Source organism: Sorangium aterium (genome assembly GCF_028368935.1).
Lineage (GTDB): Bacteria > Myxococcota_A > Polyangia > Polyangiales > Polyangiaceae > Sorangium > Sorangium atrum.
The window spans coordinates 570,484-582,319 of sequence record NZ_JAQNDK010000007.1; the positions used below are offsets into that span (position 1 = coordinate 570,484).

At 68.3% G+C, this 11,836-nt stretch carries 7 protein-coding genes; 5 read left to right on the top strand and 2 right to left on the bottom strand.

Annotation, left to right across the window (positions count from 1 at the left end; all coding sequences use genetic code 11):
* Positions 1-187 precede the first annotated feature (187 nt).
* Genes POL72_RS50070 through POL72_RS50080 form a run of 3 tightly spaced genes read left to right on the top strand, consistent with a single transcriptional unit; the run spans position 188 to position 8,092 of the window.
* The gene (locus POL72_RS50070) at positions 188-6,916 is read left to right on the top strand and encodes an RHS repeat-associated core domain-containing protein (protein ID WP_272104535.1); all 6,729 of its coding nucleotides are present in this window, start codon (positions 188-190) and stop codon (positions 6,914-6,916) included.
* The gene (locus POL72_RS50075; protein WP_272095883.1) at positions 6,898-7,221 is read left to right on the top strand and encodes a DUF7716 domain-containing protein; all 324 of its coding nucleotides are present in this window, start codon (positions 6,898-6,900) and stop codon (positions 7,219-7,221) included. The genes POL72_RS50070 and POL72_RS50075 overlap by 19 nt, the downstream gene beginning before the upstream one ends.
* Positions 7,160-8,092, top strand: a complete 933-nt coding sequence (locus tag POL72_RS50080; RefSeq protein ID WP_272095882.1) for an energy transducer TonB family protein — start codon at positions 7,160-7,162, stop codon at positions 8,090-8,092. The genes POL72_RS50075 and POL72_RS50080 overlap by 62 nt, the downstream gene beginning before the upstream one ends.
* Positions 8,093-8,176: 84 nt before the next feature.
* Here the strand turns inward: POL72_RS50080 and POL72_RS50085 are convergent, their stop codons facing one another.
* Positions 8,177-9,718, bottom strand: coding sequence for a hypothetical protein (locus tag POL72_RS50085; RefSeq protein WP_272095881.1), 1,542 nt, complete (start codon positions 9,716-9,718; stop codon positions 8,177-8,179).
* Between the two features lie 12 nt (positions 9,719-9,730).
* On the opposite strand from POL72_RS50085, the gene POL72_RS50090 reads away from it, so the two are divergent.
* Both POL72_RS50090 and POL72_RS50095 read left to right on the top strand, forming a co-directional pair.
* A complete protein-coding gene (locus tag POL72_RS50090) occupies positions 9,731-10,390 on the top strand; it encodes a beta propeller repeat protein (RefSeq protein ID WP_272104537.1) in 660 nt (219 codons plus the stop codon).
* 104 nt (positions 10,391-10,494) lie between these two features.
* Positions 10,495-10,632 (top strand): hypothetical protein, encoded by a 138-nt coding sequence (locus POL72_RS50095; protein WP_272104033.1) that lies wholly within the window; start codon positions 10,495-10,497, stop codon positions 10,630-10,632.
* A gap of 340 nt (positions 10,633-10,972) precedes the next feature.
* Here the strand turns inward: POL72_RS50095 and POL72_RS50105 are convergent, their stop codons facing one another.
* On the bottom strand, positions 10,973-11,191 hold the full coding sequence (locus tag POL72_RS50105) for a hypothetical protein (protein ID WP_272104538.1): 219 nt from the start codon (positions 11,189-11,191) through the stop codon (positions 10,973-10,975).
* Between the last annotated feature and the right edge of the window lie 645 nt (positions 11,192-11,836).

The following is an 11,836-nucleotide window of genomic DNA, read 5'->3' on the forward strand; positions in this document are numbered from 1 at the left end:
GCTTCGTCATGGACGGCCAATCGCGCCTCGACGAGGGCAGCTGTGGTGCCCGCCGCGTGCACGTCGAACAGGCATAGATGCAGTCACGAATGCCTCGACCTCGGCATGGTTGCCGCGGTTCGGCATGAGCGCAGCGCTTGACGCGCCATGCAGCGCCGTGGCACTGCTGTTCGCCGGGGAGGCTGCGATGTCGCCAGTTCCGCGTTGGTCGCTCCGGGCGTTGGTGCCGCTCTGGATGTTTCTCGCTTGCGTGCTCGCGTCGGGCGGGTGCCAGTGCGTCTTCGGTGAGCCGCCTCCGGAGCCGCCTGGCCTCGTCGCCTGCCGGACGCAGCGCGCGCACAGCCCTGCCACGTCCCGCCCCGCGCCGGAGGTCGAGACCGTCGCCGCCGGCACCATCCCGGGGACGTTCTCCATCACGAGCACCGGCGAGTCCGTGTACACCATGGACCTGGCCACCCCGCCCGCGCGTGCGGGCATGGGGCCCGGGCTCCAGATCGTCTACCGCAGCGACGGCGGCGACGGCGTGCTCGGCAACGGTTTCTCCCTCACCGGGCTGTCCGCGATCACACGATGTCCGAAGAGCCTCGCGCAAGACGGTGAGATCCGCGGCGTGCGCTACGACGGAGACGACGGGCTCTGCCTCGACGGCCAGCGCCTCGTCCCCGTGGGACAGGCCCCGGGAACCATCGAGTACCGCACGTTCCCGGATACCTTCGTCAAGGTGGTCGGTCACTACCCTCCGGAAGGCGGTGCGCCCGCCGAGGCGCTCTTCTTCGAGGCCTATCTGCCCACCGGCCGCGTCGTCGAGTACGGGCGCACCGAGGGCAGCAAGCCGCTCGCGCGTGGCAGCGTCCCGCGCGCGTGGCTCGCGAACGAGGCCCGTGACGGCCGCGGCAACGCCATGACGTACGCGTACTGCCTCGCAGAGGCCGAGGACGGCCATGCGGCCGAATATGCGGTGGACGAGATCCGCTACACGAGCTTCGAGGGCGCGCCGTCGCTGGAGCCTTCCCGGGCGGTGCGGTTCGTCTACGGGAACAAGGACTCGGCCGCGGTTCGCACGGGCTACTCGGGCGGCATGGCGCTCCAGCGCTCGCTTCGCCTGGAGGAGATCCAGATGCTCGGTCCGGGCGACGCGCTGGTCCGGAGCTACGGTTTCCGCTACGAGCTGAGCCCGACGACGAGCCGGACGCTCCTCACCCAGGTCGAGGAGTGCGCGAGCGACGGGGTCTGCAAGCCCCCGACACGGTTTCAGTACAGCCGCGGAAAACCCGGATTCGAGCGGCTCACGACGGACATCGACAAGCCGGTCTCCGAGAAGGCGAGCCCGATGGTGTTCGACATCGACGCCGACGGCCTCGACGATCTCGTGATTCCGGACATCGTCGCGGGGTCTAGCACGCCGTCGCATCCGATCACCGCGTGGGGGGTGGCGCGCAACCTCGGGCCCCGCGCCTCGCCATCCTTTCTCGCGGCGCCGGAGCTCGCCTTCCTCCAGGATTGGCTGTTCGTCGCCGATCCGGATGGACCGTCCGACCCGGCCCTTCTTCAGCCCGAGCTCGGGACGGTGCTCGATTACAACGACGATGGGCAGATGGACGTCTTGCTCCACGACGTCTTCGACACCAAGACCACATGGCACGTGCTCCTGTCCCAGCCGGACCGGACCTTCGCGCTCCATGACACGGGCATCCGCCGGCCGTTCCCGCTCGGGGTCACGCCTACGCCCCCGAGCCTGATCAGCCCCGGCGCCTCGGTGCACCTCGCCGATCTCGACGGCGACTCGGTGCCGGATCTGATCCAGTGCCAGGACCACGCCGAGGAGCTGGTACCGAACCCGCTCTCCGCGGTGTGGTCCGTCCACCTCTGGAGGCCCGCGCGTGGTGCGACGCCCGCGGGATTCGACCGCACGGGCGAGTCGATCGAGCTGCTCACCGGCTATCCCTGCCCGATGGAGCTCCACACGCTCGACATCGACGCCGACAGCACGATCGATCTCATCGTGCCCTCCGTGAGGTTGTTTGGTGACGGGACGGCCCTCATCGGAGAAAGCTACGAGGCGATCATGCGCCGGGGCGAGGGACGCTGGGGGGTCATCGACACCAAGCTCCCTGTCGTGCCGCGGGGGGGCCGCGTTGTCTTTCTCGACGTCAACGGCGACGGCCTGCCCGATGCCGTCGAATCCGGCTTTAGCGGCCAGCTCTACACCTACGTCAACACGGGGTCGACGTTCGTGATATCGCCGTTCCGGACCGTCGACGCGTTCAGCTTCGGCGATCTGCTGGGGGTCCCGGACCAGGACGCGCTTTTCCGCCTCGCGGTGCCGCTCGACTTCAACGGCGATGGACGGCAGGATCTCCTCATGCCCGTCCCGCCAGGCATGCTGCTGAGTGGCTCCAATGTCCTCCCCTCCTGGGCCGTCCTGCAAGCGACGGGCGACCTGGCGGGGCCGCCGTTCAAGCTCGTCGACGCAGGGGTTCCTTTCGAGGCCAAACTCGGTGACGCGATCACGCTCGCCGATCCGCGCGGGCCGCGCACCGGCGATCTCAACGGGGACGGGGCCCAGGATGTGATCCTGCCGCTCGGCGGTGTGTTCAACGTCTTCCAGAACCTCTCGGCCGACCAGGATCTCCTGGTCGCGGTCTCTGACGGGATGAACGCGCACGAGCCGACCGAGCCGGGCTTCGTGCCCAACGTGAGCATCTCGTACGGCCACCTGACCGATGCGCCGGTCACGAGCGGAGGCGCGGAGGAGGATCCGGACCGGAGGAGCGCGCTCTACGTCGCGCGTTCCGGCGCGGCGGACGACTGCGGCTATCCGCGGCGCTGCGTCGTGGGCCCCCGCCGGGTGGTCAGCGCGTACGCGCTCAACAACGGCGGGGATCGAGCAAGGCGCTTCGAGGTCGGCTACCGCGACGGGCGCTACCACCGGCTGGGCCGCGGATTTCTCGGGTTCGGCGAGCGGATCGTCACCGACCTGGATACGGGTGCCGTGACGATCGACGTCTACGACCACGTCACCTTCGACGACGAGCTGCAGGTCTTTCCCTTCGCGGGGAGCGTCCAGCGGACGTGGCACGGCGCTCCGGGGCTGCCCAGCCAGCCCAGACCGGAGCAGATCGAGCTCTCGTTCAGCGACGTGACGCGGACGCTCGTACCGACGAACGACGGCGCGACGTACTTCACGCTGCCCACCGAGCGCCGGGTGAGGCGAGCGCAAGGGGTCTATCCGCCCCCGGGCGGCGCGGTGCCCTCCGTCGAGGCGTACGTGCGGGAGATCGGGCGAGGCGGCGACGGCGCGACCCTGCTGCGCGACTCGGTATCGAAGGTGACGGACTTCGACAGGTTCGGCAACGTGCGCGCCGAGGAGGTCTCGACGGATGGCGTCGACCTGACGCTCAAGGTCACGCGGACGTTCAAGAACGACACCGAGCGCTGGGTCCTCGGCCAGCTCGAAACGCAGAAGGAGTGCAGCGCGGCGGCCGGGATGTCGCAGTGCCGGACCCTCTCGCGAACGACCACGATCTACGGCGAGGTGGAGACCGAGTCCACCGAGAGCGACGACGGCCTTCCGGACACGAAGCTGACCCTCAGCTATGCGCGCGACGACTTCGGGAACATCACCGGCGTCACGGCGGAGGACGCCTTCGGGCACAAGCGCACATCCAGCACGGACTTCGACGAGGAGGGCATGCTCCCCGAGAAGTACGTGAACGCGGCCGGGCACACCACCCTCGTGGAGTTCGACGACGCGCTCGGCGTGCTCCTCAAGCGGGTCGATCCGAATCAGCTCGTGACGACGTGGGCGCATGACGGTTTCGGACGGCCCGGCCGCGAGACGCGCCCGGATGGCACGACGACGACGGTCGCGCTCTCCCGCATCAATGACGGCGGCCCGGCGCAGGATGCGTGGCGGGTGAGGCAGCGGAGGATCACGACCGGCGGTGCCGACGATACGGTGGAGTTCGACAGCCTCGGCCGCCCGATCCGATGGCTAGGGTATGGGCCCGAACCGGAGCCGTCGGAGGGCTCGGGCGATGCGAAGCGCATCATGCAGGAAGTCGTGTACGACGCGCTGGGCGAGCACATCGCGCGGCGCTCGGTGCCGGTCAGGGAGGACACGCCCGAGAGCGGGATCCTGTACGATCGCTATGAGTACGATGCCGTAGGCCGCGAAGTGCGGCATACGACGCCTTGGAACGCGACCACGACGACGGCATACGATGGCCTGCAGGTGCGCGTCACCGACCCGCTCGATCATGTGACGGTGACCGAGCAGGACCCGCTGGGGCGCATCAAGACCATCACCGACGCGGCCGACGGGATCACCCGTTACGCGTACGGCCCCTTCGGACTGCTGCATACGGTCACCGATCCGGGCGAGGCAGTGACGCGCGCGACGCGCGACGCATTCGGCCGCGTCCGTCAGCTCGACGATCCCGATCGGGGCACGACGGTCTCGATCCATGACGGCTTCGGCGAGCTGATTTGGTCGACCGATGCGCTCGAGCGAAAGGCCACCTGGACGTACGACGCGCTCGGTCGACCCCGCTCGCGCGTGGACCAGGACGGTGCCGAGAGCCTGACGACCACGTGGACCTGGGACACCGCGGCGCATGGCGTCGGCAAGCTCCATACGCTCGCGAGCCCGGACGGGGAGAAGACGTACGGGTACACGGGCCGTGGCCAGCTCGACACGATCGCGCTCCGCATTGACGGCGAGCGCTCTCCCCTGGAGGCCAGGCTGGGTTACGACGAGCTCGGCCGCGTCGAGACGGTCACGTACCCGGCGCCGGCCGGCGCGGCGCCGTTCGTCGTGGCCCACGATCGCGACGCGCACGGCCATGTGCTTGCTGTGCGCGACAGCGGAACGAACCTCGTCTACTGGCGCTTGGCCGACGTGGACAACGCGGGGCGCTTCCGGGAGGAGGTGTTCGGCAACGGAGCCGTCACGGAGCGGACCTACTTCGCCGACAAGCAGCGCCTGAGGCACATGGCGACGCAGAGCGGCGCTGGGGAGGTGCAGGACCTGGACTACGGGTTCGACGATCTCCTGGATCTCACGCGCCGCACCGATGCGCTCCAGCCCGAGAACACGACGGAGCGCTTCCGGTACGATTCGCTCCATCGGCTGACGTGCGCGTACTTCAGCGATATCGAGAGCTCGGCGGCGCCCTGCGCGCTCCGCTACGACTACCGCCCGAACGGCAATCTCACCTTCAAGTCGGACGTCGGTGACCTCTTGTATGACGACCCGCTGCACCCGCACGCGGTCACCGGCGCGGGTACGGACACCTTCGCGCATGACGCTGTCGGCAATCAGACCGCGCGGCCCGGTGGCACGACGGTGCGCTATACGCCGTTCGATCTGCCGGAGCGCATCACGCAGGGCGCGAGCACCATCACGTTCGGCTACGACGGCGACCAGCAGCGGATCCGCAAGACCACCCCGGAAAAGGAGACGCTCTACTTCGGCGACCTGTACGAGCGGGTCACAGAGGCGGTATCGGGCGCCGTAGAGCATCGGTACCATGTCCATTCGCCGGAGCGTGTGGTAGCGATCGTGACCCGGGGAGGCTCGGACGACGGCACCCGTTACGTGCATGTCGATCACCTCGGCTCCGTCGATGCGCTCACCGACGAGGACGGCGACGTGATCGAGCGGCGGAGCTACGACCCGTTCGGACAGCGCAAGAACCCCGTCTGGGGAGAGCGCCCGCCTGCGTCGTTCCCGAGCGAGACAACGCAGGGGTTCACAGGGCACGAGAGCGACGACGAGCTCGGGCTTGTGAACATGAAGGGCAGGATCTACGATCCCAGGATCGGGCGGTTTTTGACGACGGACCCGATCGTGTCGATCCCGTCCTTCGGGCAGAGCTGGAATCCGTACAGCTACGTGCTGAACAACCCGCTCGCGTACGTCGACCCAGGTGGCTTTCAGCAAGCGCTCCCGCAGGCTGGGCCCCCGCCGGTCCGCGCGGACTTCACGATGGAAGAGCTCGGCCTCGACCCGATCGTCATCGACGTGGGCGGCCAATGGCCGGAGAACGAGCCGCGCGCCGACACCGATACCAATACCATGGCTGCCGAGACGGGCGGCGCCGTGCCGCCGATCGACGTCAGCGTGCTCGGGACGAGCGCGGGCTTCGTGCCCCAGCCAGCGCTGTCGTGGACGGAGACCACGAGCCCCGCCAGTCTGGTCGGCGAGAGCTTGCTCGGCGCTGCCGAGGGGACGGGCGAACTGGCGCTCGGTCTCGCGCGATCGCTGGTCCTGAATGCGGTTACGCTGGGCGGCTACGGCACCTACGCGCTCGGCCGCGCGATGTGGGACGGCTACCAGGACGACGGCGTTCTCGGCGCGCTCAATGCCGTCAACCCGCTCTACGAAATTGGGCGCAATGGGGTCGACACGGCCCTCGCCATCGACCGGGAGGATTATCGGGCAGCGGGTGCGGCGGGGGTGAAGACGATCCTCCTCGGCGCGGCGACGGTGTTCGGCGCGGGGAGGGGGCTGGGAGCGCTCGCGGAGGAGTCGACGGCTGCGGCGGGAGCCGCAACGGTAACACCGAGAGCGTACTCGGTCGCGTTCGAGACCGCTATCCCGAAGGCCGGGATCGGCCGATACCCTGCGCACTTCGCGGCAGCGAATGAGAATTTGCTTCGAGCGATGGCTGATCCACAGCTTGCGCCAATGATTCGTCAGACCATAGGGCAACAGTTTGAGAGCACGATCCTGAGTCCAACAGGCCGCGTTCTTGGAAGATCACCCACGGGGTGGACATGGCATCATGTTCCCGGTAGACCTGGCGTACTTCAGCTGGTTCCGAGCGAGCAACACGCGTCGGGTTCGGCCTGGCAGCATCTACTTCACCCAAACGGACAGGGAGGGATGAGTGAATGGGGACACCTCTACTAAAAGAAATTCTTCAAAACTGGCAAAAGTACGAGCCCGATGAGGATATTTATGTTCCATCCGGAATAGACGTTACCTTGGACACCATCGTTACCATTCTTCCGTTCGATCGACATCGTCCTCGGATGTTCGAAGGTCTCGAATACGTCTTGAGCTTTGAGCAAGTCGGGGACGCCATCGTCGGGCTCGAGGCCCAGCTTCGACGCGAGACGTCGGCAGAAGAGCGGCTCGCAGCAGTTCTGCATTATGCGCGACATGACGCGTTCATCGATCCCCAGCACCTGCCGGTGGGTGGATTGCGCGAATGAATCGGCTCGTCGCGAGCAAGCCGACCAGCTCCAGGTCGTCGGCCCGATGCTGCGCAACGCGCCCGTTGGCCTGCTCTACGTCGAGGTGCCCTCCCTTGCCTCTGAGTTCGCCCAGGGGCTGCGTGCGCCGTCGCGGTTCCGCCCGAAAGCGCGCGCTACGCTCCCGCCGGTCTTGGCCGAGAAGTACGTGAAGCGAGATTGTTCGTATGCTCGATGGCTTGACCGGAGGGCCTTGCGCCCAAGCGTTTTGCCATGGTCACGCAGCAAGCCATGCGTCGCACTGAACCTCTTGACGATGGCAGCGCTCGGGATGTCATGCTCCACGACAGCGCCTTCGACAAGACACACTGTCTCCCATCACCGACTGACCGTCGAAGAGTGGCGAGCCACACAAGCGCTGGACGATGTTTATGTCCCCGACGTCAAGGCAGGGAACACCGCCGCGCTCGGCGGGGCACGTGTTCCCTTTGCCCTCTATATCGTTTCCATGCACGAGCGCCTCCACGAGGTATATGGGGAGGAGTTGACAGCCGCGCGCGAGGCGAACCCCGAGCTCCGCGACGCGGCAGATCTCGCGGTGTTGATCGAAATCGTCGTCAATCAGGCGGATGGCCGCCTCGCGAAGCTGGGCGTCGCCAAATCCAGTGGATCCGTCGTCTTCGATGTGGTCGCGCTCTCGGCATTGCGACGCGCAGCCCCCTTCGACGTGCCACCACCTTCGATCTCGTCCCCGGGCGGCAAGGTCTATGTGCACTGGACTTTTCATGCCGATCCGTATCAGGCATGTAGTCCCAGGAATGCGAGACCATTCCTGCTCGCCAAGGCACCTTCCTCGACGACTGCCACGAGCGCATCCAAGCATGGGCCTTAGAAAAGCGCCCAACCAAGGAGAGGGTTCGCGTGAGGCCGTGGAGGTCGGCGCGGCGGCGCCGCCGGTCGACGGCAGCACAACAGGCTATTCGGGAAACCGAAGCGTCTCGACCTTGATGCCGTCCTCCCCCATGATCGTCTCGCCCGACCAGTCCCAGCTGATGCCGCCCTTACCCGGCGGACCGAGCTCGTAGGTGACGCCCTCCAGCGTGAGCTGGTCCTCGTCGAGGTAGGCGATGCCGATCGAGTCGCCGCCGCGCCCGGGGCCGCCGTAACCGCCGTCGCCCCCTCGCCCGCCATCGCCACCCTTGCAGGACCACGAGCCGTCCCCCACGGCGCCGCCTAGTTCGCCTCGGCCCCCTTCGCCGCCTTCCTCGGGCTTTCCGCCGTCGCCGCCTGGACCCGCGTCGATGGTCGTGATGACGCTATCGCGCAGCGTCAGCTTGGCATGAAGCGCGACGATGCCGATGGTCGGGTGCCCGTTTTCGCCCGCTCGGCCGCCCCTGCCACCGCAGCCGCCAGCGCCGCCGGAGCCACCGCCGGCGCCTCCCTTGGAGCCCACGCCGCACACGGCGAGTTCGCCTCGACGGCCGCCGCCCCCGCCGCCACCTTGGCCCGGCATGCCCCTGCCGCCGTCGCCTGCCCAGTCGCCCTCCCACCCTGTCTCGGTGATACGCCCGATGCCCTGACCCGCGGCGCCGACGGTGCCGTACAGGCCGGAGATCCCGTGGTGTCCACCGCTGCAATGGGTGCCTGGCACGTCCCCGCCGCCTCCCCGCCCATCATGCCCGGAGTTTGGAGTTTGCGACGGCTCCCCGTCGTCCCCGTCCTCCGCGCCGTCGGGGAGCCCGTCGCCTCCCTTGCCGCCAACGCTCGGAATTCCGCCGTCGCACCGATTCACCACCGCCGAGCCGCCGGGCACGGTGTCTGCCGAGCACGCATCGCCGCCGTACACGCCATCCGGTCCGATCGCTGCGTGATTTAGCCCGCCCCATTTCTCGCCATCGTGACCTGCCCATCCGTACGACGTGCGAACCTTGCTCCGGATGAGCTCCACGGCCGTGCCGGATTGCACGAGCATTCCGATCGGGCCGCCCGACTGGAACCGCAAGTCGACGATCGTCGATACCCCGTCCGCGGCTCCCGTATCTCCGGCGCTCGCCGGTACGACGGTCAGAGCGATCCCGTCGGTAGCTGCGATCTGAATCAGCGAGCGCGTGTCGAGCATGCGCTTCCAGCTGATGCAGCTGAAGCCGCCGATGAGATCCACGCCGGAAGGCAGCGTGAGGGGCCCGAAGAAGCCGTCGGCGCATGCGAACACGCGCCCTCGTGCGGCACGCGCGAGCTCCACGGCGCGCTGCAACGTGCGCACGGGCCGCTCCTTCGTACCCGGGTTCGCGTCGTGGCCGTCGCCCCAAACGCCGGCCACGAACACCCCGCAGCCATCCTCCCACACGTCCGCGGCGAGGCGCTCGAGACAGAACGACTCTGGCGGCGCGTCACCCTGACACGACGAGGTGCCGTCGCAGCCCGTTCCGCCCGGCTCATTGGGGCCCGGTGCGGTACCGCAGCCGGCCGCGACGAGGAGCAGCGCGGGGGACAGATAGATCGCTCTTGTGGTTCGCATCGTTCTCCCTCGATGTCGTGTCGTGCATGGGGGGACAACGGGGGGCAGGTCTATCGCCGTGTCGGCGGAGACTTCGGCGCCGGCCGCTGGGAGCACCTCGATCGCTCGCTCTTGCAAGATCCCGAGGAGCGGGCCCGGGCGCTCCTGCGCGCGCCGAGCTCGCCGGCCGCGGAGCACAAGGTCTTTTACTGCGTCGACGGTCCACGCGAGGACGAGATCTACGTCATCGGGACGCGCGGCACGATCCTCGTCTGGGACGGCGCCACGTTCACCGCTCTCCCGCCCGTCACGGCCGCGGCGCTGGTGAGCATCTTCGTCGAGGACGAGAAGCGCATCTGGATCTGCGGGCGCGAAGGCACGCTCCTCCGCGGCAACCGGCGCGAAGGCTTCCGCGCGGTCGCGGTCTCGGGCCGGCGCCAGATGTTCACGTCGATCACCAGGCACGACGGCCGGATCTACCTGGCAAGCGGCGCCAATCCGCGCGGCCTCTTCACCTACGAGCGCGGCAGCCTCCGGCGAGTCTCGACCGGGCTCGTGCCCGAGATCGAGGACGCGCACACGGTCGACAGCGTCGGCGGCGCGCTCTGGGTCGTCGGCTCGAAGGACATCGTGCGCCTCGAGGGCAGCCGCTGGGAGCGGATCGACCACGTCGACAACGCTCCCATCCGTTGACACTTGACGGTCATCGTCATCGGATGATGTGCGCGTGGTTAGCGCGGGATGCCCCGCGAGTGGTGCGAGGTGAAAATGCGAATCGTCTTGTCGCGCCTACACGCATGACACCGCCCAGGCCCGGCGTGGAGGCAATCACCTCGGATCCGTACCCTGCGGCCGACGTCATCGAGCCGCCGCATCCGCACGCGCACGCGCTCGGGCTGGCCCTGGCGATCGCGGTCGTGACCCTGCGCCGATGACCGCCACCCGGTGCCCTTCCTCAAACACCGACGTCGCTGTGAAGGCGACCCCGACGGGGGGCTCACCGCTGCCTCCGCCACCGGTGCCGCCCGGGCTGCGGCCGTGCCGTGGTGCCGCGGAGGGCTGGTGCCGCGGAGGGCCAGAGCCGCCGTGTGGTGCACGGAGCTCGGCGGGGCGCGACGGCGCGCTGCTCGCCGCCCGCCATGCCCTCTACCAGCGGGCCCGCCGCAGGACGCCCTTGCGCTGGACCGGCCAGACTCGCAACTGGACACCGATCGGCGCCGTGCCCCTCAACCCCCAGGCTCACGAGGCTCAAGCACTCATGAGGATGTGACCAGATCAACGGCCAACTATCTTGACACCCCCAGGATCGTGCTCGGCCTTGCGCTGCTGGAGCAGGCTGCCGCGCGCGAGGGCAGCGCGCTCCGTGACGTCCGGCTCGCGATCAACCACCTGTGCAGGGGCGAAGCGCGCGCCCGTGCCTCCGGGGAAACCACCTTCGCCGAGTTCGCTGAGCGGGTTCTTTCTGGAAAGCTTGCCGAGCAGTATCCGGACCATGTGAAGGCGATTCGGACAGCCGATAAATATGAGCAGAGGCTGGGCCACGTGCTCGACGTGCTAGGCCCCGTTCCCCTCGTGCGCCTCACACTCGACCCATGCCGACCACGCGATGTCTCGGCTGCCAGCGCACCTGGAGCCCGGATCGCGCCGGAATATTGCGATGGTCATCCATCGGCTATTGGCACTGGCTGCCTCGGCGCCGGAGATGTCCTCGCGGAACGAATCTACGGGGGCGAACCGTGGCGATCCGTTGCTTTTCCCGCAATTCTGGAGGCACGTGACCACCGATCGCACCCCTTCGGGAGCGATGGCGCCAACCCGGGCCCAACCGCCGGGCCTCGGGCTTCGAGGGGGCGAGCCGCCCTCCCGTCGCCCCGGGCCTCTGTGGTCGCCTCGCTTGCCGAGACACTCACCCGCGCCATCGCGATCGGGGATGAGGAGGCGGCCCGTGTCGTTCACGACGCTATCGGCCAGCTGCTCGGCCAGGGCCGAGTACCGGCAGGGCAACCAAGCTCGCGCTAAGAGTAGCAGGTCACATCGACGAGGCACCCCGGTAGGACAGCCGCGGAGCTCCGAGGAGGCCGAGCGACGTTGCCACGCTGCGCGTAGCCCGGCTCTGCCGTGGCCCGTGCGCAGCGGCCA

Excerpts from the sequence above, each read along its gene's own strand:
- POL72_RS50075 (WP_272095883.1), top strand. The coding sequence starts at position 6,898 with ATGGGGACACCTCTACTAAAAGAAATTCTTCAAAACTGGCAAAAGTAC.
- POL72_RS50080 (WP_272095882.1), top strand. The coding sequence starts at position 7,160 with ATGCGCGACATGACGCGTTCATCGATCCCCAGCACCTGCCGGTGGGTG.
- POL72_RS50105 (WP_272104538.1), bottom strand. The coding sequence starts at position 11,191 with ATGGTCCGGATACTGCTCGGCAAGCTTTCCAGAAAGAACCCGCTCAGC.
- POL72_RS50085 (WP_272095881.1), bottom strand. The coding sequence starts at position 9,718 with ATGCGAACCACAAGAGCGATCTATCTGTCCCCCGCGCTGCTCCTCGTC.
- POL72_RS50090 (WP_272104537.1), top strand. The coding sequence starts at position 9,731 with ATGTCGTGTCGTGCATGGGGGGACAACGGGGGGCAGGTCTATCGCCGT.
- POL72_RS50095 (WP_272104033.1), top strand. The coding sequence starts at position 10,495 with ATGACACCGCCCAGGCCCGGCGTGGAGGCAATCACCTCGGATCCGTAC.
- POL72_RS50070 (WP_272104535.1), top strand. The coding sequence starts at position 188 with ATGTCGCCAGTTCCGCGTTGGTCGCTCCGGGCGTTGGTGCCGCTCTGG.